The organism is Ktedonosporobacter rubrisoli (genome assembly GCF_004208415.1).
Lineage (GTDB): Bacteria > Chloroflexota > Ktedonobacteria > Ktedonobacterales > Ktedonobacteraceae > Ktedonosporobacter > Ktedonosporobacter rubrisoli.
In genome coordinates, this window is record NZ_CP035758.1 from 3,701,132 (window position 1) to 3,727,533 (window position 26,402).

Consider the following 26,402-nt stretch of genomic DNA (forward strand, 5'->3'; position numbering starts at 1 on the left):
GAAACTGGCAGAAATTGAGCATGAAAAAACCATCCTTACCGCTTTTGCAGCATGGATGGTTCTCTTTACCATTGGCTTAGTGAAGTTAGTAGTCAGTAACCTTATCTTCGTATAAAGCATCTGCAAGAGGTTTTCTTACATTTCCTATTTTCCTCTCCAAGTTTTCCAGGTACTTATTTGCAAGGGTAATGCGGTCCAGATAGCGAAGTACGCCAACACTTTTTATTTCCTGTGTCACTTCTACCGCTATCTTAACGCCTGCTTCCATGTCGCTACCCCTGATGAGTGCCATTGCTCTAGACGTAGCTATCAGTAGTTCCCAAAACTTCGTTTTCGGTAGGTTTGCTTGTGCTCGATCAAGATATTCTAATGCTTTGTCTGTTATCCCCAAATCGCCATAACTACGCCCATATTCCTCGTAGACAGTACCAGGACTGTAGTGACCTCTTGTGCTACTAGCCCCTTGATCGAAGCTGTACGATAGTTCCTCGGACTCTTTCATGGCCCGGTCAAAGCCCTTCATATCACCTTTTCTCAGGTAGACACGCGCTAACAATTGAATGCCGTTTCCTAATGCTGCACTGTCGGCATTTGGTGTTGTGTCCCTTGCCGCTTCAAGCAAGGTTGCAGCTTTATCCAGGTTTCCTAGTCTTCGGTGCATATCGCCCTGGTACGTTAATGCGATGTTGAGCAAGGTGTCATCCTTAATCAAGCGTGCAATGGTTTCCATCTCTTTGTAATACAGCATCGCTTCGTAGGACTCACCTGCTTTTGTGGCCTCTGACACGATGTAGCCAGCGGCATGATAGGTCTGTGCCAAACTACGTAACAAGGCCGGATTTTCTGATGTGATTTGGGTTCGTAGATTGTGCGCTAATCGTTCAATGACGGCTCTAGCTTCTCGTAGGCGTGACTCTTCTACCAGTTCCCATGCGTGTTGAAGGGCTTCTTCTATCTCTTCGGGCGTTCTTGGTACATAGAGTGCTCCGGCAACGCCTAACTGTTCTGGCTCTACACCTAATCTATCCGCAATGCGATGTAACTCTTTCACGTTATTGAGCGGCCTTTCTCCGTTTTCGTATGCCCGTAATGTACGTGGCTCTAGGTTGAGATCGTAGGCTAGTTGCTCTTGAGTCAGGCCGTGTTTCTCTCGATAGCTTTTGAGGAATTGTCCTGCTAGTGAGGTTTCTTTTCGATGCTGAGCCACAATTTTATCCTTCTTTGTCGCCGTAAGCTTTCGAGATGCGCCACAATTTGCACCTGTTGGAACTGCCCGATCTACTTCATACTAGTTGGTGAGGATAGGTGATGGTCTGGCGCATCGTCGGAAGAACTTGCCGCCTTCTTGCGTGGACCTTTCGGGCCTGGTTTGCGGGTTGTCTGCAAGAACTGGTTCAGTGAGTCAGTGTAGACAAACCAATCACGCCCCATCTGGAAGCCTTCAAGCTTCTTTTTCCTGAGCAAAGTTGCAATGTAGTTGGCGCTCAGGGAAGCTTGCTCAGCCGCTTGAGGTGTCGTGATATAATCTCGCTTCTCATCGGGTTCGGTAGTCATAGCTTATCCTCACTGGTCAATCTTTCCTAACGAGTGTAACACAGATAGTCACCCTTGACAAATTAATCACGCATAGTTTATAATTCATTTTAGAGTGATTGATTAGTGATTGTCAAGACTGAAAGAACTGCACCTGAACAACTGAACAGCATTTCTTGTTTGCTTACGAGTTACCCATCTGTAGGAGCAGGGACAAGCGGCGTGTGCCGCGAAAGTCAAGCCGCTATATGGTAGGGGCAAGGCAACGAAATGTCACACCTTTAACTGGAATTGAGAAATCATTCTTACTGTACTGCGTCCCCGCGAACGAAGGGTTTTGTTCACGAAGGGAACGCTTACATGAAGACAACCTATTCCCCGAAGGATTTCGGGGCGCTTATCGGACGGTCAACGAACACGCTACAACGGTGGGATCGAGAGGGCCGGTTACGTGCTCATCGATCCCCTGTCAGCAATCGACGGTTTTACACGCATGACCAGTACTTAGCGTACATGGGACTGAACACGGAGGATGAACGGCTCACTATCGCCTATACCAGAGTTTCAGGTGTAGCACAAAAGCCTGATCTCACGAACCAAGTCAAGGCGCTAGAGCAGTTCTGCACCGAGCAAGTCCTTGTTGTTGATGAGTGGATGCAGGATATCGGCAGTGGCCTGAACTACAAGCGTAAACAGTTTAACCACCTGTTTGAACTGATCGAACAAGGCCGGGTTAAAACCCTCATCCTCGCTCATCGTGATCGATTGGTACGCTTTGGGTACGAATGGTTTGAAGCCTTTTGTGAGCGGCACGGAACGAAAATTGTCGTCATGAACAATGAGAAGCTTTCACCGGAAAAAGAGATGGTTGAAGATCTGATCATGATTTGTACCGTTTTTTCTGCGAGGTTCCACGGACTCCGCTCATACAAAAGGACATTAGTAAAGGCAGTAACAGGAAATGCTGATAAGCAAGAAAATCCGGCTTGAAGTCAGCGACCAGGACGCTGCAACCCTGGAATTTATGCAAGGAAAGTGCAGGGGCCTCTACAACTGGTGGGTTATGCGCCTACGAGATGGGGAAAAGTGGCCTGGATGGGAAGAGGCCAAGAAGACGCTACAAGCCAGTAAAGAGCACGATCCTGAACTAAAGTTTGTCTACGGCAAGCTTCTGCAAGAGGTCTATTTCCGCCTGGATGGCTCAATGAAGGCATTCTTTCGACGGGTCAAAAATGGTGAAAAGCCCGGTTTTCCGAGGGTACGCCCACGTCACAACTTTTTCACCTTGATCTATCCAGCCATGTACATCCAGGTAGAGGGCTTATCTCTCAGGCTTCCGACAGGGGGTAAAGGCAAGAACAAGCGTTACCCTGATGTGATTGCCAAGCTCACTGAGGAAGCACCAACGGGCTACAAAGATGTGGCGATATCCAGGGATGGACAGGGACATTACTATGCTTCATTTGTCCACGATGAGGAAGAGGAAACACATGAGCACGATGGGGTGCTAGCCATTGACTTAGGTGTGAAGACGCTTGCAACGGGCGTCAACGAGCAAGGTCGCTTCTATCACATTAATGGCTTCAAGGGTTCACGTTGGTACTGTCGGCAACTGGACAAAATCCGGTCAAAGCGTGATCGCTGCAAAAAGGGGTCACGTCGGTACAAGCGTTTGAGCCAAGTCTACAAGCGCGTTTCACAGCAGAAACGCAACAAGCAGAACGACTCTCTGCACAAGGCTAGCCATCTGATAGCCCACAAGCTGGTTGAAAGAACCGTTGTGGTTGGAGACCTTTCTCAACGGCAAATGGTCATGAAAGAGCATCGAGAACGGAACAAGCACCTGAATCGAGCAGTGTTTAACGAATGGGGCTTGTACACCTTCATTCAGATGTTGCTCTACAAATGTCAGTTGTACGGAAAAGACCTCCAAATCTTAGATGAAAGGGATACTTCAAAAACCTGTAGTGGCTGTGGACAGAAGCAAGCAATGCCACTCTGGAAACGAACGTATCGCTGTCCTAATCCTGAATGTCGCTTAGTGATAGACCGTGATGAGAATAGCGCGGTGAATATCCTCAAGCGGTATCTTGCCCGGCTAGGGCCACACACGGGCGATCCCGTGCGGTGTGCGGACGTTTTCACCGCAATCGAAAATCGGTGTGCAGAGGTTTCCAACGCCACCGACCAATGTGTGAATACATTTGAACACATTTAGAAAGGCAGTATATCACTACAGCAGCACATACTCTAGAATAGGACAAAATAGTGATATTCCAACTCCCTACAAAGTAAAGCCTTTCAAGTTGTGCCTAAGACAGTGCTAACTCGTCTGGTATATGGTCCTTGTATCCCCGCTACAACATTTTTCGTTAACACAGAACAGGGGATAGTTGAGGACCGAAATTTTCCTAAATCAGCGATAAAATAAATTTGTTATTCAACAAATAGCTCTAACCATACAGGCAACAGATACAATGAGAAGAGAGGGAATCACTATGAGTATTATTCATACTACCGCTAACTTTAAGATTACTTCCTGGGACCAGACTCCTTATGACGAGCCAGAGAAAGGTTCCCAGTTCTTCCAGGCTAAAGTAAAGAAGATCTTTGAGGGAAATATCGAGGCCGAGAGCACAGCTACGCTGCTCATGTGTCAGAGCGAGGGTAATTCTGGCGCTGGTTACGTCGCCACAGAAAGAGTTGTAGGGCGTATCGGCAACCGCTCAGGCAGCTTTGTTATCCAACATGGCGGAGCAATGGCACATGGCAGCGCTACAGATTCCTTTGGCTACGTAGTACCAGGCTCCGGTACAGACGAGCTGCAAGGAATACGCGGGCATTGCAGCTTTTATCACGAAGGAGAAGAGGCCACGCTTAGTCTCGACTACGAGATTGTAGAATAAAAATAGCATAGGCCAATTCATACCTTGGTTCCAACCAGATTAATATTTATCCAGGTCAAACCCATCTTGACTCTCATCTTTCTCTTCTGTTCTCCAAACGAAAAGAAAGCTCCACGGATATGCAACAAGCTGCCAACATAGAAAGGTGCGAGGAAGCTATTCCTGCAACACTCACAAGACATCGCCAGGATGGGATAGAAGCTCATCCTGGCAATGAGCAAATTTGCTGTTTTATCTCCTTCTACAACACAGGGAATGCAAAATGATTGGTGCTATCCATCTTGTTGATCTCTCCCCTCTATTCAAGAGGGAACTTCTTATGCGAACCTGGCTAGAGACAGGCCGCTCAGTTGCTTACAATATGCTTGCCATTCAATTTGTCTGTGGGACAAAGGTCACTGGCATACGTTTAAAACCAAAGAGGGTGGTTCCTTCAAAAGGCTCCAACGCTGCTCTATCTATTAGACAAAGCTGAGGCAGTTGTTCCAGTAACATTGAAAGGGCGATGGTCGCTTCCATGCGCGCTAGAGGCGCACCAATACAGAAATGAATACCATGTCCAAAAGTAAGATGTTTATTTGGCGAGCGAGCAACATCAAAACTATCGGGATCTGAAAATTGCGTGCTATCCCAATTCGCTGATGCCAACCAGGCAAAAATTGCTGCGCCGGCAGGGATGGTTACCTCCGCCAGCTTTACATCTGTTCTGGCCATGCGCGTAATACGCCAGCCGGGCGCCGCATAGCGGAGCACTTCTTCAATGGCCCCTGGCATAAGCTCAGGTCGTTTACGCAATTGCTCTATCAATCCAGGTTGCCCATCAAAACACCAGATGCCACTGCTCAACAGGTTAGTTGTTGTGAGATGGCCAGCGAGTAAAAGTATCCGACAAAAATTGACTCTCTCCTCCATACTCAAACGTTTGCCTTCCATCTCAACAGCAAGCAGGTCACTCATCATATCTTCCTTTGGATTGCTCTGCCTCTCCTTTAGAGCCTCCTCAAGATATTCTTTTAGCTCTTCATAGGTATGTTCGATATCGTCAGTTTCTAACGCCAGATCTGGACGAAAAAGCTCCGCATCATCTACCTGATGATTCAGTAACACATCAGTCCAACGCTTAAAAAGCGAGCGATCAGACGCAGGTACGCCCAGCATCTCAGCAATAACAATGGTCGGTAGCTGGTAAGCAAAATCTGCTACCAGATCCATCTGGCCCTTGAAACGAATTTTATCAAGCAGCTCTTGTGTGAGAACGGCTATCCGCTCCGAGAGACGTGCGAGAGCTCGTGGTGTGAATGCATACGCTACGAGATTGCGATATTGCTTATGGCGAGGCGGGTCCATAGATAATATGCTTGATCCTGCAGCAGAAGACGTTTTTGGTTTCTCTGAGCTAAAGCTGGCATAGTCGGTAATTACTCGATACACATCATTGTAGCGAAATACATGCCAGCATCCACTCCTTTCATCTAGCCAAACAGGGCATGTCTCACGCATCTGCCGAAGCCAGGAATGCTGCCGATAAAAATCTTCAACTGATCGTAATGTATGTAACATAAGCAAAACTTCCTTCCTTTTAATTTCTAATTTTGCTTTTATCTACTTCTTTTCTTCTTTATGATTGATATTCCCATTTTGCGCACGATAACGCAAAGAAATATCAAGAAGCCATAAAAGCTGTAACTAACGATAGGTGATATAGCTAAAAAGTGCGTTATATCCAGCGTAAATAGTAGGTAGACTCGTACCCCAGCTTCTAAGAGTAATCCTGGTCCCCATATAAATGAGTAGAGATATACTTTCGAGCGTACGTCAGGAGAACATTGCCACTGTATCTTAAAGTAAGCCAGCCTCTTTCCATCATGCGCGGCCATGAGATATCTCACGATGTAGTACATGAACGGCCTGGATAACGGTAGCGAGGCGATGATGATCAGGCCGATGGGAGCAGTAAGCAGTAGATCGCGCAACAGATACAATTTCCCATAGCCGCTGAGAGTAGAAAGAAGCAAGGACCCGACTATTGCAAACAAAGCAAAGCCGGCCAGGAAGTCTATGTGCTTGTGTCGTATTATCCCTATGAGTATAGAGATGATCGACGGTATACCGGTTGCAACTAGAGCAATAAAATCAGAAAGGCCGATAGCTTGTTTCAATATACTCCAGATAAGAATAGGCAATACACCATTAATAATAATTCCAGGAATGAAATCCTTGATATGGGCCGTTCCCTGAATATCGGGCTTATATTCTACTTTTGAGAGATGGCGTTTATCTTCCACCTTATGCATTCCATTCTTCAAAGTCAGCTATGCTCCCTTTTATCATCTTTACCTTTTTATTTAGCAGCATTAAACGTTAACTGATGCACCTTTTATAAAACCAATGCAAACGCTACGAAGTTGCCTGCATCTGCTTTTTCTTGTATTTGTATTCTGCTCAAGAGAAGTATAGCGAGAACAGGATGGAAGCGCATCGCCTTCAGGTTTGATTCTAGTTTGATTTTTTCGATCCCATTTTTCGTCCCAGGGTTTGATGCACCTCAACATTTTAAATCACAAAGAGGCTTCAAGAAATTTCTTATTTCAGTTCGTTCAACTCTTTTGCCGCTGCCAGCAGGGCGCCGAACATCGTTGTACCAGGACCAATAAAAATTCTTCTTGAAGCATGTTAAGAAGCCAGGCGGCAAATCTCTTTAGATGAGTAGCATAGACGAACTGCTAAGTTTTAGCGAACGTTGTAGCCTGTATCATGAAAGGCATGAGGCTATCTTCATGCCCAATTATTTGGAACGCATTCCTGTGCATTACCTAACGCTCGCTAAAATATGCGAATTAAATGGGACAAGGAGAGGCTTTCCTTTTCTTATCATGCAGCGGCTTGAATGCCAGATACCCTCTAGATGCTGCGATTGCCAGTAATCCAGAGGGTATCACTTCTCATGAGCCCTTCTTAAAAGCTCAACTCTTTTGCATTGTCTTGTAGACGTTAGCTAGCTCATCTAAAGCAATCTCAATATCAGATGCTGTAGTAAAAAAATGAGGGGCTAACCTTATCACATCCGCACGAGCTGAAACTATAATATTGCGCCTGGACAGTTCCGTTTCGATAGCATGACTATGTGGGCCTACGCGTATAGCAGTGGAGGCGCCTTTCTTGTTTATATCTAGAGGGCTTGCCACTTCAAGCCCTCGCGCTTGCGCTCCCTCTATCACCAGTTGTGATAAATTTTGAACATGGGGATATATATTAGCTACCCCTACCTTGTCTATAAGCTGCATTCCTGCTCGCGCTATATAACCGGCCATGACAGGAGGCGTCCCCATATCAAATCTCCGTGCACCTGGCGCGAAATCTAGCTTTGTCGCATCAAAATTAAATGGGTTAACTCTGCCAAACCAACCTGTCATACCAGGCTGCAAATCCTCACTTAAACCGTGGCGCACATACATAAACGCAATGCCAGGAACGCCCAACAGATATTTAAGGTTGCCTGAAACCACAATATCAGCTCCACATTCTCTTACATCCAGCGGCACTGTCCCTAAGCCTTGATAGGCATCAACAAGGAGAAGCGCCCCATGACGATGCGCAACATCCGCCAGTTCGCGCAGGTTCTGTAAGGCAGCATTATAGTAGGATACCTGATGAACACTAAGAATGGCCACGCCCTGCTCCTGTGCCAGATCCTCTTGCCGCTCTATCTGATGTCCCTGTGTTGACATGCTTTGTTCATAGCCGGAAGAGGCAACCCGCAAATGAGGCTCTATGACTTCCTCGGTATAGAATCCTCCAGGAGCTTCCACAAATGTTACTTCGATTTGTCCACGCTGCGCTCTTGCCAGCCAGGCATGGCCAACAGTAGGAAACTCATTGACAGTTGCCACAACTCTCTTACGTCCATAGATTGGCAAACAACTTGCAATGGCAGAGATAGTATCGGATACGCTACTCATAACACTGATATCTTCCACAGAAGCGCCTATGAGTTTCGCGAACTCGGCCTTCGCCAGCTCGATTTCGTTCATCCAGGCTTGCCAGTTCATTCCGTCTTCTAGTAACGTTTGCTTATACCTATCAAGCGCTCCTAATGTCTCTGTAGATAGTGGAGCTTGTGAACAGTTAGCAAGATGGATCTTTGACTGTAGTAGCGGGAAATTTGAACGATACTGTTCAGGATTTAACATACCTGGATCTCCTTCGGCTTATTGCATACAAACCTAGCAAGATAGCAATACATGGAACTCCTGCATACCAGGCAAAGCTCCAATCTGCACTGATCAGCATGGTGAGCAGAACAGCTGATAGCAACAAGGTCCCAACAATAGGCACAACCGGGAAAAATGGGGCTTTCACTGGCAGCGCGCGACCTTGCCATTTGCGACGAAAAAAGAAAAATGTGATAAATATCATTAACCAGACAAACATTCCGCCAAATATCGATACTCCAAAAATAATACCCCATGCATTTGGAGTCAGTAAGTTCAGCGCTACTGCTATGAGCAACCCAAAGCTGGAGAGCAATAATGCATTCAATGGCACTTGCGCTTGTGTCACCTCTCCTAATTTGCGTGGAGCATAACCGCCTCGTGAGAGAGAAAAAATCATACGTGTGCAAGAATAGAGATTTGTGTTCATGCTCGAAAGGGCTGCAGTAATGACTACAAAGTTCATAATATCTGCTGCCGCTGGAACACCAACCCGGGCCAGGGCCAGCACAAATGGGCTCCCGGTCACTATCTGTGCTCCTGTTTTCGTCCACGGCACTATCGCTACAATGAGAGCAAGAGAAAATATATAAAATAGGAGTAAGCGCAGCAACATAGTCCGCATTGCCAGAGGAACTGCATGTTCGGGATTCTCTGCCTCTCCTGCAGTGATAGCTACAATCTCCACACCGTAAAAACTAAATACTCCCACAAGTACACCTAACCACACACCAGCCCAGCCATGGGGAAGAAAGCCACCAACGCTTACATAATTATGCATGGCCGATCCAACGCCGTTAATACCAAAAATTAAGATACAGCCCACAATTATAAAAGCGACTATGGCTATAACTTTGATCATCGCGAACCAGTATTCGATAGTTCCAAATACATGCACGGAACGCGCATTAACAAAAATTAGCGCTGCCGAGAAAATAACTACCCAGATCCAGGCAGGTATCGCCGAAAACCAGAAGCTCATATATAGAGCAGCAGCTGTGGCCTCACCTCCAATCGCTAATACTTGAGCCACCCAATACATATAGCGTACAAGAAATCCCGCCCAGGGCCCAATGTAGCGCTCAGCATAAACACCAAAAGATCCCGCTGTGGGATGCGCTACAGCCATTTCAGATAGGCAAAACATCAGTAGGTACGCAATTATAGCGGAGATAATATAACTGATGATAACGCCAGGACCGGCATAACCTACAGCCAGTCCAGAGCCCAGGAAAAGCCCTGTACCTATCGCACCACCAATTGCAATCATTGTAATCTGGCCGGTTCGTAGTTTTCGAGCCAGTCCACCCTCTTGTCCGGATGTCGATACGGACTTCTCTGCTTTCTCGCTTTGTGTTTCCATAGTAGTAATCCTTTCATATTTTGACTTTCCCGTGCTCTTTCCAAGATGCGAGACAATCATCAGGCATAATCTACTACAGGCCAAACTTTAAAACGTAAAAAACCATCTCCTTCTCCAGGTAAGCAGTACTAAAATAAGGGTAACTATTTCTTCTATCATCCTAATAATTATTATATTACCTTAAACTCCGCCTGTTTACTAGGGATCACAAGTCTCATCAGACAAGAGGCCAGGCCAAAGAAAAAGACGTGGACTATGGGATTTCTTGCTTCAGCTCGTGTAACACAGTTCGCATCAACACATTTGCCGCCGCGGAGAGAGTTCCCAAACGTCGTTGCACCAGAGCAAACACAAATTCTTCCTTAAGATCTGCAAGTGGTAAGGCTACGACTTCAGCTCGCTGGCTTGACCTGATCATCGAAGGAGGTACAAAAGTGGCCCCTATGCCCAATCTGACAAAAGCCAGGACGCCCTCAAGCATGTCTACTTCGGCTACGGCCTGTAGAGGGAGGTTCCGCTGGGCAAATACGCGCTCGATCACTCGCCGCGCGCCAAAACCTTCTCGTAAGAGTACCAACGGCTCGCGGGCCACATCCTTAAGGAGCAAAGGCATAGCTACTCTCTGCGAAACGAGAGGATGATGAGGAGCAACCAGCATATGCAATTGGTCGCGAAATATATCTCGCACGACCAATGTGGCCGGCGGCTTACCGCGATCAAAGGTCATACCAACAACAGCGAAATCCAATTGCTGGTTTTCGACAAGCTGCAAAAGCTCATCTGTGCCACGTATACAAACCTGGAGGCGGATTTGTGGAAAACGCTGTTGAAAACTTACAAAGATCTGCGGAAGCCGCTCTGTCCCAAAGCCTTCAATACAACCCACGCGTACGAGTCCGCGCGCACCCGCGTGCAACTCTACCATTGCCTGCTGTCCCTGTTGCAGGGCTTCCAGGGCCTGCCTGGCATAGATTACAAACTCCTGGCCGGCTTCGGTCAGCTGGACGCGCTTCTTAACCCGCTTGAAAAGCTCGACTCCCAGATCGGCCTCCAGTGCAGCTATCTGCCGACTCAGTACTGGTTGAGCGACTGAACACAGCTCAGCCGCCCGACGAAAATTGAGCGTTTGAGCTGCGGCCAAAAAATAGGTGAGCTTGGGGATCTCCATACTAACCTTCCTAATAATACAGATTACAAAGAACTTTCTTTGCCAGGCCTGATAGTGATACCTTCAGGGTATCATTATCGCATCAAAAAAAGTATTGGACAAATCAACTACCGCTCACTATACTCAAAACAAGCTTACTATCTTAGACAGTATTTAAACTCTATTAACCATACAAAAAGGGCTGTCTGGAAAACGTCATACTGTTTCAGTAAGTAAAGGAGAAATGATGCGTTCAGATCAGATCAAGTTGGGCTTTGAGCGCGCGCCACACCGGGGCTTGCTCCGTGCAACCGGCGTGGTAGGCGAGCACGATTTTAAGAAGCCATTTATCGCTGTTTGCAATTCCTATGTCGATATTGTGCCCGGGCATGTCCATTTACAGGCATTTGGCAAACTGGTCAAAGATGCCATTCGCGCTGCTGGTGGTGTACCTTTCGAATTCAATACCATCGGGGTTGATGATGGCATCACTATGGGGCATATTGGTATGAAATATTCGCTACCAAGCCGCGAACTGATCGCCGACTGCATTGAGACGATGATCGAAGCCCATCGTTTTGATGGCATGGTCTGTATTCCCAATTGTGATAAAATTGTGCCCGGCATGCTGCTTGCAGCCATGCGCCTGGATATCCCTACCATTTTTGTCAGTGGTGGTCCTATGGCCGCCGGAAAGCTGGCTGATGGGCGTAGCGTCGATCTAACCAGCATTTTTGAAGGGGTGGGAGCTTACAAAGCTGGCTCAATCAATGCTCAACAACTTCATGAGCTTGAGCTGAATGGCTGCCCTTCCTGCGGCTCTTGCTCTGGTATGTTTACGGCAAATTCAATGAATTGCTTGATGGAGGCTCTTGGCCTGGCTCTCCCCGGTAATGGATCGCGCCTGGCCACCTCACAGGAGCGTCAATTTCTCGCCCAGGCGGCCGGACAACAGGTCCTCAAGTTGATAGAAAGCAACCTTACCCCGCGCCAGATCGTCAATGAAGAGAGTATCGATAATGCTTTTGCCCTGGATATGGCTATGGGCGGCTCAAGCAATACAGTTCTCCACACGCTAGCTCTGGCTCATGAAGGCAATATCGATTATTCCTTAGAGCGTATCAACACTATTGCCGAGCGCACACCTCAATTGTGCAAGCTTAGCCCTGCCGGGCGCTGGCACATGGAAGATGTCGATCGGGCGGGAGGCATCAGCGCTATTCTCAAAGAGCTTTCCCGTAAGCCAGGAGCCCTCAACCTGAATCGCCCTACCGTCACCCAGAAAACGCTAGGCGAAAACATTGCTAAAGCTAGCATCCAGGACCATGAAGTCATCCACTCCCTTGAGCATGCTTATAGCGAACATGGTAGCCTGGCTGTACTCTTTGGGAATCTTGCTCCCTCTGGCGCGGTGGTAAAGGTTGGAGCTGTCGCGCCGAGTATGCAACGGCATAGTGGTCCAGCTCGCATCTATAACTCACAAGAGGAGGCCTGCGCTGCTATTCTCAATGGCAAAGTACAGCCAGGCGACGTGGTAGTAATTCGCTACGAAGGCCCAAGGGGAGGACCCGGCATGCAGGAGATGCTGGCACCTACCGCCAACCTTATGGGCATGGGGTTGGGTGAAAAGGTGGCCCTGATTACTGATGGTCGCTTCTCCGGCGCAACGCGGGGCGCATGTATCGGTCATATCTCGCCAGAAGCGGCGGCCGGCGGTCCAATTGCTGCGCTGATAGATGGAGATACTATTCATATCGATATGTTCGAGCGTCGTTTGGCCGTCGATCTGACGGAACAAGAAATACTGCAACGTCTGGCAAATGTTAAGCCGCCCAAAGGTCGCGTGAAAAGCTCCTGGTTGCGGCGCTACGCAGCCTTTGTTACCTCGGCCGATACCGGGGCAGTCCTGGCAGATCCTGAGGATTGCTAAATGTCCACAGGCCAGGCTCAAGGCCTTCTCATGAGGCAATAGAAGCAGGAATACATCTAGCCGCGACAAGCCGCCATCAATCCATTTCTGCTTCTCTACAATTTTCAGGGGACAGATGCAACTGATATGTGTCTGTCTTCTTTTTCGTCCTCCTCACCTCTACCATCTGCCTGACGCTCCTGGGATCTCAGCAACGTCTCCCGTGCTATTGTCAAGAAGGCCTGTAAGGCAGGTGACATCCACTTTTGCTTATGCCAGAGCATCTGGGTTACAAGGACTATCTGCTCTCCTGCCCAGGGAAGAATTGCTAGCTTGCTCTGCTCCCGCTCCGCAGCAATTGCCACTTCAGGTAACATGGCAACGCCTATACCTACCATCACACATTGTTTAATTGCTTCAACACTATCAAACTCAAGTGTGCTTAGCGGCTGAATACCTGCTGCACGTAACAGGTGCTGAAGATGTAGCCTGTAAGGACAACCTGCCTCGGCAAATAGCACAGTTTCTTGCTCTAAGTCTCCAGGCAAGATAGCTGTTCGCTGGGCAAGTGGATGATGAGGCGAAGCAATAAGTTGTATAGTTTCTGAGATCAGGGGTTCAACCTGCAGCATGCTATCGCTAACTGGCTCTTCCATGACAAAGACCAGATCCACACTCCCATCTCTCACAGCCCGCCTCAATTCCTCACACGGCATAGGATTGAAAAGCAAGCGCACCTGGGGATAAGTCGTACGAAATTTATGGAGCACGTCTGGCAGGCGGTAAGTGCAAAGGGTCTCTGGCGCTCCTATCGTCAGCGTGCCAATCAGTTTATGATCATCGGTGATAGCAAGACGCGCCTCTTCAGCTATGTGTAGCATCTGCTTTGCATAGGGCAACAGGCGCGTCCCTGCATCCGTCAATACTACTCTCCTACCCAGACGATCAAAAAGGCAAACGCCAAACTCTTCTTCAAGTGCCTGTATCTGAGCTGAAACTGTAGACTGAACATAGTTAAGGCGCGCGGCAGTTTGATGAAAATTCAAAGTAGTTGCCAGAACGTAAAATGTTGTAAGTTGTCGCAGATCCATTATCCCTCCTTGATCGAATAAGTCAATCACTCTGATCACAAACAATCGTTAGACATGATTATATTTTGCACCTATAATAGGGACAAGTTATCAAGAAAACAGTAAAGAGTTAATGCCCGGTTCAAGTAGTATCTCTCTATTTCTATGTGTGCTGGCTGCCTGATTATTTGCCGCGGCAATAGAAGTTCCAAATGAGAGCTTGGGAGAATAAGGTATGAAAGTTTCACCCTTCCGTTTAGAGCGTTTCTTCGATCGTTTCGAATTTGGCGTCCCCTATCTACTAAGCAGCTCCGACTGCGAATCCTTATCGATTCGTGATATTCTCAGCTTCGATCCGCCATCACAAGAACGCTTCCTCAATCACTGGCTCGGTTATACCGAAAGCCGGGGCAATCCAGAGCTGCGCCAGGAGATTGCCAGGCTCTACAACGGTGTCGAAGCTCACGAGATTCTTGTGCATGCGGGAGCAGAGGAGGCTATCTTCACCTTTATGTATGCGGCTCTCGAACCTGGTGATCATGTTATCGTCCACACACCTTGCTATCAATCTTTACTTGAGCTACCTCTCAGCCTGGGTTGTGAGGTGACATCCTGGCCTACCTGTCAGGAGGATAATTGGGAACTGGATATTGCTTTCTTGCGTACGCATATAAAAAGCAATACCAGGGCCATTATTATCAACTGCCCTCACAATCCGACCGGGTACTTGCTCAGCCGGGAAGCTCAAGCCGAGATCATCGAGATTGCACGCTCTCAGCAATGCTGGCTCTTCTCTGATGAGGTATATCGAGGTTTGGAATATGATCCGAGCTATCGCCTGCCGGCCGCTTGCGAGCTCTATGAGAAAGCTATCTCTTTGGGCGTAATGTCAAAGATATATGGCCTGGCAGGCTTACGTATTGGCTGGATTGCTACGCGCGATCATGCTCTCTATCAGCGTATAGCTCAGTCTAAGGATTATACGACGATTTGTAATAGCGCTCCCAGCGAATTTCTGGCACTTACAGCTCTACGTCATGGTGAGCAGATCGTCGAGCGTAATAAAGCTCTCATACTGAGTAATCTGCAATTGCTGCGCACATTTCTAGAGGGCAATCGCGCGATTTTTAGCTGGTATGAGCCTCATGTGGGCCCTATTATGTTCCCAGAGTTGCATATTCCCCAGGATATCGAAGCTTTTTGCGTTGAGGCAGCTCAAAAACAGGGCGTGATGCTTCTGCCAGGCACTGTCTTCACGGAAGGGGGTAAACATGTTCGTCTCGGCTATGGTCGAAAGAATTTTCCAGAGGCCCTGGCCCGCTTTGCGGACTACCTGCAGCATATAGGTTTAAATCAATAAAAGGGCTGCACGCAGGCTAGTACAGTAAGCATATCTCTGTTTGCCTGTTAAAGGGCTGCATCAGTAGCAGTTTCTCTGAAGAGCTCATCTATCCCGCTGGAGCCTCAATGAGCTCTTCATCTACCAATCACTTTGCGGCGGAGCATATTGTCTGGCTAATATTCGACAAAGATGCGCTTTTGCAGCGCGTCGATCTTTACATAGCCACCATGAGGAATTATCAATTGTGGATCGGTATGTCCAAAATCGAGATTGAAGACTGTTAGCAGGTCCGGGTGATATTCGCGCAAAGCCTGGCGGATCGCCTCTTCTTGTTCATTGATATACTGCTCCTTCTCTTCAGGAGATCGACGGCATTCAAAAGACCAGGCTGGAGGATGGCCAACCAGAAGAGCAGAAAACTGCTGCAGTAAGCCACGCTCGCCCATACCCATCAACACACGATAGACATATGTCGCTGGAGGCATTTCTTCTGAGGTCTCTAACAAGAGGATCTTACCTTCATAGTTTTCATTAGCCTGGATATAGCGGCTGGCGCGCAAATTATAGTCAAGGATCTCAAGGCATCCTCCCCAGGTTACGCCCTCAACAATTTTCTCCCCATTAAGCCATCGCCAGCCAGTATTAGGGTACATTTTCGGCTGCTTGCTCAGCAGATCATCGCTTCCCCAGTCGATAAGCTCATCAGTATAATTTGGGGCAGGCTCAATTTCATAAAGCCCACGCTCGAAAAGCGCCCTTTTTAAGTACGTACGAGTATAGGGGTGCATGGCTCCAGCCCGTCCCCAATGCACCATGATTGAGCCACCGTAGTAAGAGGTAATACCCAGATTCCACAGAAAGATATGCAAATTGGTATTATCGCTATAGCCAAAAAAAGGCTTGGGGTTGGCCCGAATAAGTTCAGCATCCAGATACTTCAGCAGCTTGATCTGATCATCTCCTCCAATAGAGCAAATGATTGCCTTGATCTCTGGATCGGCAAAGGCTGCATGCACGTCGCGTGCACGCTCAACAAGTGGCGAATTCATCTTGCGCGTCGTGGGGTACTCTATAGGCTCTAGCTGAAATTCTTCGCGTAGGCGCCGCAGGCCAAGTTCATAGACGACTGGATAAATCTCAGGCAATCCACTGGCCGGCGACAAAATAGCCACCCTATCTCCTGGATGTACAGGAGCAGGATGCACAAAACGCATAGATTGCGCGCTCATACAGATTTATTCCTTCCAGTCGGTGCCAGTTTTCTCTTTGAGAGTCTGGCGTAATTTCTCGCGATACACATGGTGTAGTTGAGGTGAGATCTTTTCTTCACGAAAGCTGATTTAACCTGGGCGTCCATAGAGACGAATATTGCCCTTGCCCAAGCGCCCCGTAAAAAGCTTATAGCTCGGAAGGTTATTTCTAGCTATTTATCTTAGCAGAAAAAAGGAGCAAGGACAACTGCTTAGCTGTCTCCTGCTCCCTTAGCTGGTAATGTGAGCAATTTTGCTCAGCTATTTAGCCTTAATCTTCTAGATTAAGCCAGCGCACCTCCTCGGGGGACAGTTCCAGGGTTAGGGCCGGAAAAGATGTGCCTGTTTCCGTGAGCGTGCGTGGGCCAATCAGCGGGAACGTCGGAAATGGCTGACAGAGCACATATGCCAGAGCAATCGTGACTGGCAATACATTATATTTGCGCACCAATTCACGAGCCCGCTCCAGACGGCGAAAATTATCCTCGCTATGCCAGCAGCGTACTAGCTCAGCATCAGTAACATCACTGGAGCGAGCCTGGCCAACAAAGAAGCCCCGCGCCTGGCTCGACCAGGGGAATAGAGACATTCCCGTCTCTGTCAACCACTTACGCGATTCCGGATCAGAGGCCGCAATACAGCCAGCCCAAACGGGCTCTATCATGCGCGCCAGGCTAAAGTTATTGCTCATCGCCACAAACCCTTTAAGGCCTCTTTCGCTTGCCCAACGATTTGCTTCAATGACTCTGGCAATTGACCAGTTCGAAGCGCCAAAGGCTCGCATACTCCCGGCTCGATAGTGCTGATTAAGCACATCGATGAATTCACCTGCTGGAATCTCTGGATTATCGCGGTGCAGCATATAGAGGTCAACGTAATCGGTCTGCAAACGCTCAAGGCTCTCCCGGTGTTGCTGCGTTAGGGCTTCAGGATTGCAGTGTGGCGTGTGGGCCCCCTTATCAAGGATGACTACTTGCTCACGAACTCCGCGCTTGCTCACCCATTGGCCTAGCAGTTTCTCACAATGTCCGTTGCCGCCATAAATATATGCACTATCAAAGCAGTTCCCACCTCGTTCAAAAAAATCGTCGAACATTACTGCCGCATGGGACCATGTTCTCTGGTTATCAACGCCCATCACCAGGCGTGATATAGGCTTATCAATGCCCGGCAGGCGCCCATATTTCATAATGCTTCCTGGACGCACCTTTAATGGCCGCTTGTGCAATGGCAGTTCCTGATCAGGGCCATCCGGCTCTTCGAGATCATAGACGGCTCCTAGAGCTGCCCGCCACTGATCTAACATACGCATATTATTCAAGGTATCCTGCCAGGACATCTCAGGTGCTTGGCGCTCTTCAATATGGGCCGCTACGGTGTCGGCCTCATAGCTATAGAGGCCAAGATCACTATCTATCACAATCTCTTGCGCCTCAGTCTCTCCATTGCGCCTGAGAATAATTGCACTCTTCCCGGATTGACGATTAGGCGTCCAGGGATTTGGTACTAGCATTGAGCCTTCTGAGCCAAAGATGCTTACAACATTTTCTCCATTAACCTGTACTCCTGTGAAAAGCTGCGCGACAATATCACCGGGGAAGGCAAGGGAAGCAATCGCATACTCATCGATCCGACTCGCCTCGCCAACATGTCCCACAGCCTCAAATGCGCTGGGCGCTACCACTCCCTGCCCTGTAGCCACTCCAGCTATCAAGCTAGCCATAGAGGTACAATAGCCTCCCACATCTAGAATCCCGCCACCGCCCAGGCGATTATTGAGTAAACGATGCTCCAGATCATTTCCTGTCTGAAAGCTAAAAGTGGCCTGTATAACGCGCACCTGGCCAATAGCGCCCGAGCGAATCAGCTCTACCAGGCGCCTGGTCTGTGGATGGCAGCGGTACATATAGGCTTCCATCAAAAAGACATTGTGGCGCTGCGCAGCCTCAATCACGGCCATTGCCTGGGCATGATTGATCCCAATTGGTTTCTCACAAAGTATGTGCTTACCCGCCTCGGCAGCCTTAATTGCCCATTCAGCATGTAAGGTATGCGGCAAGGCAATATAGACGGCATCTACTTCGCTATCGCTTAGCAAGGCTTCATAACTACTATGCAGATGTGCAACATTCCATTGTGAAGCAAAGCGTTCGGCCGCGGCCTGCGAGCGGCTGCCAACTGCCACCAGCTTACCAGTTTTCGAGCCAGCCAGCCCCTGCGCAAAGACCCTGGCAATTGAGCCAGTGCCAAGAATTCCCCAGGCAAGTTTGTCTACCATGTTATCTCCCGCTAGATCAGGACCTTTCCTGATAATGACTGCTTTCCTATGCCCTAGAAGAATTATTTAATTTTATAAATCAATAATCACTTCTTAGAATCTGAAAAGCAAAAGAAAATATCTAACTATTTGAACGCATTACCCATCTAACTAAACAACGTTCTAACAATGTCTTTCCCATTTATGGCTATAAGAAATATCGCCGCTTATCTAATCTCCAGGCTCTGAAGCAGTGATCATCAGCTACTATCAGACCGGATTCGCTTTTGACTCGGCCAGATCCTGGCACTAACCGGTTATCTGGCCGCTTCAATTATAGGAAACCCTTCTTAGAACTTCACAGCTCCCGCTGAGAGATTATCAATAAACTGGCGCGCACCAAGGAAGAAGACAATAATAAGCGGCAGCGTCGCCAACAACGTTCCCGTCATGACCATGCTATAGTCAGTATTATAGTTCTCGTTCAAGGTCGCCAGCGCCACTTGCAAAGTATAGAGCTTGGAGCTACTCAGCACGATCAAAGGCCACAGATAGTTATTCCAGGCTCCTACAAAGGTTAAGATCCCCAGCCAGCCCAGCGCCGGGCGGAGCGCAGGAACTGCTACGCTCCAATATAAGCGCAGATGCCCGCAGCCATCAATCTTACCAGCATCAATAAGCTCACTCGGAATAGCTGAGAGCGCATATTGCCGCATCCAGAAAATCCCGAAGGCCGTCACCATAGTTGGCACGATCAGGGGCAAGAAGGTATTGATCCAGCCAAGGTTTGCCATGATCACAAAGGAGGCTATCAGCGTGCCACCTGACGGCAGAATCAAGGTTCCCAAGAGAAGCGTAAAAAGTATCTTTTTGCCAGGAAACTCAAATTTGGCAAAAGTAAAGCCCGCAATGGAACAGAAAAAGAGCGTCAGGACTGTCAATGAGACGGCTATAATGAGCGTATTCACAAAGTTCTGCCAGAAATCGATGTTCTGAAATACATGCCCAATGTTTATCAGCAACTGATCGCCAAAGGTCAGCTTGGGCGGGATGCGATAAATATCGCTAGTTGAATTTGTTGACATGATAATCATCCAAAAAAATGGGAAAATCGATACCAGTACTCCGATGAGTAGCAACAGATGAATAATCGCTCTCTGCAGTGGTGTGCCCATTTGTTTCATGTATCTAACTCCTTATTACCATCTATGCCTTTTCCGTTTATTCTCCGCGCTGTACAAGCTTCCAGTTAATGGCTGTGCAGATCAGCAGGATGAAGAAGATAATCCAGCCGACTGCGGCTCCATAGCCGTAGTGGAAGTTGGCAAAGCCCTGCCAGTATTGATAGAGCACCATGGTCAGACCTGCATTGCCAGGACCACCGGTATTTAGCATATTGGACACTTGCGAGAAGAGTACTTGCGGCTCGGTAAAAAGTGATAGACCTCCAATTGTAGAACTTATCACTGTGAAAAGGATGATAGGACGGAGCATAGGGAGCGTGATGTGGAAGAAAATATGCCAGATGTTCGCGCCATCGGTACGGGCAGCTTCATAATATTCGGACGGAATGCTCTGCAGGCCGGCCATATAGATCAAGGCATTATAGCCTGTCCAGAGCCAGATTGACATAAAGGAGATGGTCCATTTTATGCCCCAGGGATCGGTCAGCCAGGCAACGGTAGGCAGATGGAGCGCGGCTAAAAGCTGATTGACAAGGCCATACTGTACGCCAAACAAGGCCTGGAATATCAGGGTCACAGCCACGACTGAGGTGATGTTGGGCAAATAGAAGCAGAGCTGATAGGCAAATTTGGAGCGCGAGCGCTGGTTGATAAGAAACGCGATCACTAGCGCTAGAAAAAGCATGGGGACCGTTGACATGATCCAGATCTCAAACGTGTTGAGGACGGCTTTCCCAAAGAGAGGATCGGTGAGCACAAGATAAAAATTGCTCCCACCAACAAAGGTCATGGTGCCGATCCCATCCCACTTCTGAAAGGCCAGGTAGAGCGAATAAAGCACAGGGAATAAGCCAAAGACGAGGAAGACAATGTAATACGGCGCAATCGAGAGGTAGAGCGGTATGTATTTGCGTACCTGGCTCTTTGATGCGGTGGTCTGGCTCTGCGTCTTGCTATCAGAAACAGCGGTCACTGGACTAATGCTACCCATAATGTAAACCTCCTGCATGTATTTATGCGGATTACTTCTGCCTTGCCGAGGAATCAAGAGAGCTGAATATTGCGCTGAATGGATCGTTGCGCATCTTGCCAGGCTTGATCAGGGTTCTTGTGATTGAGTTGTATATTTTCCAGCTCCTGGTAGATGAAGTTATCTGTTTTTGTATCGTTCGGCCCCGTGTAGAATAGCGGCACATTCTTGGCAGCAGCCGCAAAGATCTGGGTTGTGCGCTGACCGCCAAAGAAGGATTCGGGCTGGTTCAGGCTGGGATCGTCAAGGGCACGAATGGCTGAGGGGAAGAGCTGAATATCTTTGTAGGCAAAGAGCTGGTTCTCGGGCGATTGCAGCCATTTAATAACTTCAAAAGCTTCTTTGGGATGCTCACAATTCTTTGAGATCGTTAGGAAGGAGCCACCATAGTTACCATCACCGCCGGGCGCACGTGCTATACGCCATTTACCAGCGGTATCCGGCGCTGCATCCGCAAGGATCTGCTTGTTCCAGACAGCTCCGACAAAAGAGACCGCGCGGCCATTATTCATAGCCTGATTCCAGTCTTCTACAGCTCTGGCGGTTCCACCCTCTGCCTGCCCAGCCTGCACTGCCATGTTCCAAAAACGTCTGATTTCTGGCTGGTCACCTATATACTGACCGGAAGGCGTAAAATAATGCTCTTTGTTGGCCATCAGCTGCATCTCATACACATTATAGATGTCATCAAACAGAAATGACTTATTCTGTGTTGCCTCAGCAATCTTGGGCGCAGCTTGCAAATATTCGTCCCAGGTCTTGAAGCGCTCAGAAACTGCCTGCGGATCAGTAGGTAGACCCGCCTTAGCAAAGATATCAGCGCGATAAAATAACGCCGTTGGGCCTGTATCCATGGGGATCGCAATCTGACGATGATCGGGGGTAGTGCCTAGATTCCATTTCCATGGTAAATATTCTGACTTAATCTCTTCAGCACCTAAGGTGTTCAGGTCAACAAATTGATCCTCGTCAGGAAAATACGTGGCGATGTTCGAATTGATCGCTATGATGTCTGGTACACCTTTATGTCCGGCCATTGCTGTGCGCACTTTATTATCGTAGTCAGTGATTTTCTCGGGAATGAGCACGACATTGGGAAATTGCTTACTTACCTGGGCCAGAAGCTTATCGTCGATAGAGCGATTCCAGTACCATATGGTAAGGTGGATCTTCCCGTTAGCTCCATCTCCTCCACAGGCGCTCAACATGAATGAGAACAACAGGCTTGAACATAGCATGCCGACAAGTGCCAGCGTCGATAGCGGAAGGGGACGACGCTTTCCGCTGCACAGAAGTTTGGTCATGATACCTCCTTGTATTGATGAGCGTATGACAAGGCATAATGAGCCGGGCCCAGCTCATTATCTTTTCGTGGTCTCTGGGCTAGATAGACTTGTAAGAAGCTCTGTTAGTCCGCTATTACTTTAATGTACAGGAGTCAACGTTGACTTTTCCTGAATTTGTCCTCCTTTGTGCTAATCAGAAATCCCGGCTGGGCGCGGCCCGCTAGAACTACGTACAATTAATCGCGCCGGGAAAGGGGAAGGGGAAACAATTTTTTTATCCGCAAGGATAGCAAGTAACAGGTCAAAAGATGCGGCTAGCATTGCTGGCTTATCAATGCGAATGCTAGTTAATGGCGGAGTAGCATAGGCCGCCAGTTCGGTGTCATCGTGTCCAACAATTGAGAGATCCTGAGGAACACGTAAACCTAATTCCCAGGCTGCGGCCATTACCCCTAACGCCACCATATCACATGTGGCAAAGATCGCTGTGGGGCGTTCGGGAAGAGTCAAAAGCTTGCGCCCTGCAATTTTTCCACTCTCTGGTGTTGAGCCTCCTCCGCAAATATATTCCTGAGGCAATTCAACGCCATGCCGGGCTAAGGCTGATTTAAAACCGCTAAAGCGGAGCCGATGCGAGTAGCTTACTACTCCGAGACGACGATGGCCCAGTCCTAACAAGTGCTCAGCTGCCAGCCTCCCAGCCTCTTCAAAGGCAAAAGAAACATGATAATCAACTGGCTGGCTATCGGCCTCCCAAAAGCAATATACGGCCGGCAGATGCAGTTCAGACATGGAATGAATTATCTGCGCCGCAATGCTATTCGAGGCAATGATCAGACCATCTACCCGCCGCAGGGCCAGATCATTAAGCAATTGCGCCCCTTTGTCCTCAATAGAGAGGGTGGTCACAAAAATACGCATGCCTCGGGCATAGGCCAGACGCTCTGCAATAGCTGTGGCTTCTGAATAGAAAACATTACCCATCTCAGGCACAACCAGTCCGATGACGCCGGTACGTCCATTAGAAAGGCTACGCGCTACAAGGTTGGGCTGATAGCCTAGTTCCTGAACGTACTTCATCACACGTTCTCGGGTGGCTGCACTTACTGAGCCTTTGCCGCGTATAACATTTGAGACTGTCATCGCGGTAACACCAGCAGCTTTAGCTATGTCATAAATCGTCGTCATACAATCCTTGCCGATAAGTAGCTTTCTTAAGACTAATTTACCGGTAAACTTGCGTTGTTATAGAGTTAAGTACCATAACTTCTTGTAAAAGTCAAGGGGCAGTTAAAAAAGCTCTCTTGCTTCTCCTCGCCTGCTGCATATTCCAGGCAAAAAAATCAATGTATTCTTTCCTCCCTGACCATCTTCCTGCCTTTACAAGCTTGCCTATTAAGCGCTTTAGCTCTCTTTCTACCGATTTTGTGCCAGACGTATACTATAAGTGGGATAGCTGAAAAGTAGAATAGGAGTAATGCGTTTGGAGAGGCAATATCTGGCTACTATTCTTCATCCCTTTTTGTGCGCTTTTGCCAGACACGCTCTTCTGCCCTTTCTGGTGCTACTCCTGTTCTTCCCTCTCACTGGCTGTGCTCCAATGCTAGCAGTTCCCATTGCGCCAGCTTTCGCCCCTCGATCTCTGGTTGAAACCAGAACATCTCTAGCCCACAGCGACTCTTCAGCTCCCTCGATACCACAGATCGTAACCAGCGGAGTAATGGTTTCCAGCCATGATATGACTATAGGAAATTCCCCGCAACATTTGAGTTTACTTGATGTCGATTTGACAAATCCAAATGTGCGGCTGGGCGTCGTTCAGGCTCACCAGCGGCTTTTTAGTTCTGGCGAAACGCTCAGCTCTATGGGACAACGAACTAACGCGGTAGCTGGCATCAATGGAGATTTCTTCGAGATCTATGGCAGCGGAGCTCCTCTAGGTATGCTGCAAGTTCAAGGGAAGATTATGCAGAGCCCTTCTTCCTTCGCTGTCTTAGGAATAACCTCATCTGGACGCCTCACAATAGGGCCAGAAGCTTTCTCGGCTAAAGTTAGCACTCTCCATGGCAGCTATACACTACACTCAATTAATCGCTATGGAGATGTAAACGGGGATCATCTTGTGCTATTTACGCCTGCTCTGGGAGCCTCTATTCTCCTTAACGGGGCCTCTATAGCCATCCTTAAACCGGTTCACGGGTCTACTCATGTTTTCACAGTGCTCTGTATCCAGGAAAACAGAAACTCCCTGCCTATCTTAAGCGGAGCTTCAGCTCTGATTGGCAGTGGCGCAGCCGCTCGCTGGCTCTCTCATCTCCAAATTGGCGAGACGCTCAATATAAGCGAACATCTCGCGCCCGACAGCAATCTCGTCAAGGCTATTGGTGGTGGTCCGCAACTTATCAAAAATGGAGCCATTTACCATGATCCCTTTGTCCCCGCGCCTTCGGAAGCCACACAGGAGAATCCATTGACGGCTCTCGGCATCAGCCGCGATGGTCTGCACGCGCTATTAGTAGTCTGCAACGGCCATCAAGCTGACGCCAGCTTGAGTAAGGGGCTCACATATGCTCAAATGGCGCACTATCTCCTGACCCACGGGGCCTATCAGGCTATGCTCTTCGATAGCGGAGGCTCCTCGGAACTGGTTGCGCGCTTACCGGGCAAACCTGGCCTCTCGGTCATCAACTCTCCCTCAGACGGCTATGAACGCCCTGTCGCTAATGGCCTCTTTATCTACAGCACTGAAAAGGTTCCGGGACCGGCCACAGCGGTTGTTGTCAATAATAATCAAGCGCTAACACTACTTCCTGGCACTAACATTCGGCTCTCGGCATATGCCCTCGATGCCTTGCATAACCCAGCCTCTGACCCCCTTCAGTTTTCGGTAATTCCTGGCTCTTTAGCTACTATCGAGCGTGGTATGCTACGCGTTAAGGCTCGCTCAGGCCACGGCTTGTTACAGGCCCGTGCAGGTCATGCTTCCACGACCATACAACTTAACGTAGTTGAGCATCTTGCAGCGCTCCGTATAACGCCCTCGATGCCTGATCTCATGTCTGGCCAACGTATCCAATTTCAGTTAACGGGACTGGCAGATAATAATGCAGTTGTCCCCATTCCTGGCGATATGGGGCGCTGGCACATTATCCCGGCTCGCCTTGGTACAATGCAAGCCAACGGCCTGTTTACGGCTTCTAGCTCAGTTGTTGGTACAGGAAGCCTTAGCGCTTCAGTTTATGGCCTGCAAGTATCGGCTAGCATAGCAGTTGGAGACCTTGCAGGAACTGTATCCTCCATGACAGATCTTGATCAGTGGGGCGTTAGCGATCACTATCTGAATGTCTATCCACGTAACGTGCCCATTCCTGGGCCGCACGTCGTTTCTACAGGAAGTATGGTACTCAATTCACAGGTAAAGCGCGCGCCAGAGGATGCAGGAACTATGGACTTGTGGTATCACTTCAGGCCAGATCAACATGTTTCTCATCTTGATCCTTATCCTGACGATCCCAATCGTTTCCAGATACCTTTGCGCTGTGGCCAACAAGCGCCAGCAGCCGTAGGTTTCTGGATCAAAGCTGCCACTGCACAAAATAAGTATCGGGGAGGCCCATTTGATCCAGGCGTCCTTAATCTGAGCATCGGCTTCTATGAGGCTGACAATACTCCCATTTCTTTCCATCTGGGAATACTCACTTCATCCGATTGGATATTTATCCCAGCTCGGCTCCCACAGGGCTTAGACTATCCTCTGCGTGTCAATTACATTTCAATCGTGGTAATTAACCCTCCAAAATCTGAAACAGGTCATCTCTACCTCAGTACTCTACAAGCGCTCTATGCTCCACGCCCTCTGCACTGCGCACAGCCCGCTTTTCTGTCTGGAACAGAATCAACATAGAATACTATGC

Annotated in this window: 20 protein-coding genes; 6 read left to right on the plus strand and 14 right to left on the minus strand. The window is 48.5% G+C overall.

All coding sequences use genetic code 11. The annotated features are described in order from the left end of the window. Positions 1 to 85 precede the first annotated feature (85 nt). Both EPA93_RS16465 and EPA93_RS16470 read right to left on the minus strand, forming a co-directional pair. Positions 86 to 1,207, minus strand: coding sequence for a helix-turn-helix domain-containing protein (locus EPA93_RS16465; RefSeq protein ID WP_165423181.1), 1,122 nt, complete (start codon positions 1,205 to 1,207; stop codon positions 86 to 88). Between the two features lie 71 nt (positions 1,208 to 1,278). Continuing rightward, positions 1,279 to 1,554 carry a MerR family transcriptional regulator gene (locus EPA93_RS16470; RefSeq protein ID WP_129888555.1) on the minus strand — a complete coding sequence of 92 codons (276 nt, stop codon included), beginning with the start codon at positions 1,552 to 1,554 and terminating at the stop codon, positions 1,279 to 1,281. 339 nt (positions 1,555 to 1,893) lie between these two features. Between EPA93_RS16470 and EPA93_RS16475 the strand changes: the two genes are divergently transcribed. The 3 genes from EPA93_RS16475 to EPA93_RS16485 all read left to right on the plus strand — a co-directional run bounded on the left by EPA93_RS16475 (position 1,894) and on the right by EPA93_RS16485 (position 4,439). Next, positions 1,894 to 2,523 (plus strand): IS607 family transposase, encoded by a 630-nt coding sequence (locus tag EPA93_RS16475; protein WP_129888556.1) that lies wholly within the window; start codon positions 1,894 to 1,896, stop codon positions 2,521 to 2,523. Next, on the plus strand, positions 2,495 to 3,751 hold the full coding sequence (locus EPA93_RS16480; RefSeq protein ID WP_242527425.1) for an RNA-guided endonuclease InsQ/TnpB family protein: 1,257 nt from the start codon (positions 2,495 to 2,497) through the stop codon (positions 3,749 to 3,751). The genes EPA93_RS16475 and EPA93_RS16480 overlap by 29 nt, the downstream gene beginning before the upstream one ends. Positions 3,752 to 4,031: 280 nt before the next feature. Continuing rightward, complete coding sequence (locus EPA93_RS16485) at positions 4,032 to 4,439, plus strand: DUF3224 domain-containing protein (protein ID WP_129888557.1); 408 nt, start codon at positions 4,032 to 4,034, stop codon at positions 4,437 to 4,439. Positions 4,440 to 4,811: 372 nt separating this feature from the next. Here the strand turns inward: EPA93_RS16485 and EPA93_RS16490 are convergent, their stop codons facing one another. The 5 genes from EPA93_RS16490 to EPA93_RS16510 form a co-directional block, all read right to left on the minus strand. Beyond that, a complete protein-coding gene (locus tag EPA93_RS16490) occupies positions 4,812 to 5,999 on the minus strand; it encodes a cytochrome P450 (protein WP_129888558.1) in 1,188 nt (395 codons plus the stop codon). A gap of 38 nt (positions 6,000 to 6,037) precedes the next feature. Beyond that, complete coding sequence (locus tag EPA93_RS16495) at positions 6,038 to 6,724, minus strand: VC0807 family protein (RefSeq protein WP_129888559.1); 687 nt, start codon at positions 6,722 to 6,724, stop codon at positions 6,038 to 6,040. A gap of 678 nt (positions 6,725 to 7,402) precedes the next feature. Then, entirely contained in the window at positions 7,403 to 8,629 is a 1,227-nt protein-coding gene (locus EPA93_RS16500) for an aminotransferase class V-fold PLP-dependent enzyme (protein WP_129888560.1), read from the minus strand. Further along, positions 8,616 to 10,013 (minus strand): amino acid permease, encoded by a 1,398-nt coding sequence (locus tag EPA93_RS16505; protein WP_129888561.1) that lies wholly within the window; start codon positions 10,011 to 10,013, stop codon positions 8,616 to 8,618. Before EPA93_RS16505 ends, EPA93_RS16500 begins: the two co-directional genes overlap by 14 nt. A 253-nt stretch (positions 10,014 to 10,266) precedes the next feature. Next, the gene (locus EPA93_RS16510; RefSeq protein WP_129888562.1) at positions 10,267 to 11,181 is read right to left on the minus strand and encodes a LysR family transcriptional regulator; all 915 of its coding nucleotides are present in this window, start codon (positions 11,179 to 11,181) and stop codon (positions 10,267 to 10,269) included. Positions 11,182 to 11,407: 226 nt separating this feature from the next. Here EPA93_RS16510 and ilvD point away from each other — a divergent pair, with 226 nt between their 5' ends. Further along, the gene (gene ilvD / locus EPA93_RS16515; protein WP_129894555.1) at positions 11,408 to 13,090 is read left to right on the plus strand and encodes a dihydroxy-acid dehydratase; all 1,683 of its coding nucleotides are present in this window, start codon (positions 11,408 to 11,410) and stop codon (positions 13,088 to 13,090) included. Between the two features lie 104 nt (positions 13,091 to 13,194). Here ilvD and EPA93_RS16520 read toward each other — a convergent pair whose 3' ends face one another. Continuing rightward, positions 13,195 to 14,160 (minus strand): LysR family transcriptional regulator, encoded by a 966-nt coding sequence (locus tag EPA93_RS16520; protein WP_129888563.1) that lies wholly within the window; start codon positions 14,158 to 14,160, stop codon positions 13,195 to 13,197. A gap of 214 nt (positions 14,161 to 14,374) precedes the next feature. On the opposite strand from EPA93_RS16520, the gene EPA93_RS16525 reads away from it, so the two are divergent. Further along, positions 14,375 to 15,499 (plus strand): aminotransferase class I/II-fold pyridoxal phosphate-dependent enzyme, encoded by a 1,125-nt coding sequence (locus EPA93_RS16525; RefSeq protein WP_129888564.1) that lies wholly within the window; start codon positions 14,375 to 14,377, stop codon positions 15,497 to 15,499. A gap of 155 nt (positions 15,500 to 15,654) precedes the next feature. Here EPA93_RS16525 and EPA93_RS16530 read toward each other — a convergent pair whose 3' ends face one another. The 6 genes from EPA93_RS16530 to EPA93_RS16555 form a co-directional block, all read right to left on the minus strand. Continuing rightward, the gene (locus EPA93_RS16530; protein WP_129888565.1) at positions 15,655 to 16,710 is read right to left on the minus strand and encodes a S66 family peptidase; all 1,056 of its coding nucleotides are present in this window, start codon (positions 16,708 to 16,710) and stop codon (positions 15,655 to 15,657) included. Between the two features lie 292 nt (positions 16,711 to 17,002). Continuing rightward, positions 17,003 to 19,009 (minus strand): aldo/keto reductase, encoded by a 2,007-nt coding sequence (locus EPA93_RS16535; RefSeq protein ID WP_129888566.1) that lies wholly within the window; start codon positions 19,007 to 19,009, stop codon positions 17,003 to 17,005. Between the two features lie 329 nt (positions 19,010 to 19,338). Continuing rightward, positions 19,339 to 20,172, minus strand: a complete 834-nt coding sequence (locus EPA93_RS16540; protein ID WP_207229572.1) for a carbohydrate ABC transporter permease — start codon at positions 20,170 to 20,172, stop codon at positions 19,339 to 19,341. Between the two features lie 37 nt (positions 20,173 to 20,209). Continuing rightward, positions 20,210 to 21,163 carry a carbohydrate ABC transporter permease gene (locus EPA93_RS16545; RefSeq protein WP_129888567.1) on the minus strand — a complete coding sequence of 318 codons (954 nt, stop codon included), beginning with the start codon at positions 21,161 to 21,163 and terminating at the stop codon, positions 20,210 to 20,212. 53 nt (positions 21,164 to 21,216) lie between these two features. After that, on the minus strand, positions 21,217 to 22,506 hold the full coding sequence (locus EPA93_RS16550; RefSeq protein WP_129888568.1) for an ABC transporter substrate-binding protein: 1,290 nt from the start codon (positions 22,504 to 22,506) through the stop codon (positions 21,217 to 21,219). A gap of 171 nt (positions 22,507 to 22,677) precedes the next feature. Continuing rightward, a complete protein-coding gene (locus tag EPA93_RS16555; protein ID WP_129888569.1) occupies positions 22,678 to 23,676 on the minus strand; it encodes a LacI family DNA-binding transcriptional regulator in 999 nt (332 codons plus the stop codon). Positions 23,677 to 23,971: 295 nt separating this feature from the next. On the opposite strand from EPA93_RS16555, the gene EPA93_RS16560 reads away from it, so the two are divergent. Beyond that, positions 23,972 to 26,392: a phosphodiester glycosidase family protein gene (locus tag EPA93_RS16560; RefSeq protein ID WP_165423182.1), complete on the plus strand. Its 2,421-nt coding sequence runs from the start codon at positions 23,972 to 23,974 to the stop codon at positions 26,390 to 26,392. Positions 26,393 to 26,402: the final 10 nt, after the last annotated feature.

Coding starts and splice junctions, on each gene's coding strand:
- EPA93_RS16470 (WP_129888555.1), bottom strand. CDS start 1,554: ATGACTACCGAACCCGATGAGAAGCGAGATTATATCACGACACCTCAA.
- EPA93_RS16475 (WP_129888556.1), top strand. CDS start 1,894: ATGAAGACAACCTATTCCCCGAAGGATTTCGGGGCGCTTATCGGACGG.
- EPA93_RS16480 (WP_242527425.1), top strand. CDS start 2,495: ATGCTGATAAGCAAGAAAATCCGGCTTGAAGTCAGCGACCAGGACGCT.
- EPA93_RS16485 (WP_129888557.1), top strand. CDS start 4,032: ATGAGTATTATTCATACTACCGCTAACTTTAAGATTACTTCCTGGGAC.
- EPA93_RS16490 (WP_129888558.1), bottom strand. CDS start 5,999: ATGTTACATACATTACGATCAGTTGAAGATTTTTATCGGCAGCATTCC.
- EPA93_RS16500 (WP_129888560.1), bottom strand. CDS start 8,629: ATGTTAAATCCTGAACAGTATCGTTCAAATTTCCCGCTACTACAGTCA.
- EPA93_RS16505 (WP_129888561.1), bottom strand. CDS start 10,013: ATGGAAACACAAAGCGAGAAAGCAGAGAAGTCCGTATCGACATCCGGA.
- EPA93_RS16510 (WP_129888562.1), bottom strand. CDS start 11,181: ATGGAGATCCCCAAGCTCACCTATTTTTTGGCCGCAGCTCAAACGCTC.
- ilvD (WP_129894555.1), top strand. CDS start 11,408: ATGCGTTCAGATCAGATCAAGTTGGGCTTTGAGCGCGCGCCACACCGG.
- EPA93_RS16520 (WP_129888563.1), bottom strand. CDS start 14,160: ATGGATCTGCGACAACTTACAACATTTTACGTTCTGGCAACTACTTTG.
- EPA93_RS16525 (WP_129888564.1), top strand. CDS start 14,375: ATGAAAGTTTCACCCTTCCGTTTAGAGCGTTTCTTCGATCGTTTCGAA.
- EPA93_RS16530 (WP_129888565.1), bottom strand. CDS start 16,710: ATGAGCGCGCAATCTATGCGTTTTGTGCATCCTGCTCCTGTACATCCA.
- EPA93_RS16535 (WP_129888566.1), bottom strand. CDS start 19,009: ATGGTAGACAAACTTGCCTGGGGAATTCTTGGCACTGGCTCAATTGCC.
- EPA93_RS16540 (WP_207229572.1), bottom strand. CDS start 20,172: ATGAAACAAATGGGCACACCACTGCAGAGAGCGATTATTCATCTGTTG.
- EPA93_RS16545 (WP_129888567.1), bottom strand. CDS start 21,163: ATGGGTAGCATTAGTCCAGTGACCGCTGTTTCTGATAGCAAGACGCAG.
- EPA93_RS16550 (WP_129888568.1), bottom strand. CDS start 22,506: ATGACCAAACTTCTGTGCAGCGGAAAGCGTCGTCCCCTTCCGCTATCG.
- EPA93_RS16555 (WP_129888569.1), bottom strand. CDS start 23,676: ATGACGACGATTTATGACATAGCTAAAGCTGCTGGTGTTACCGCGATG.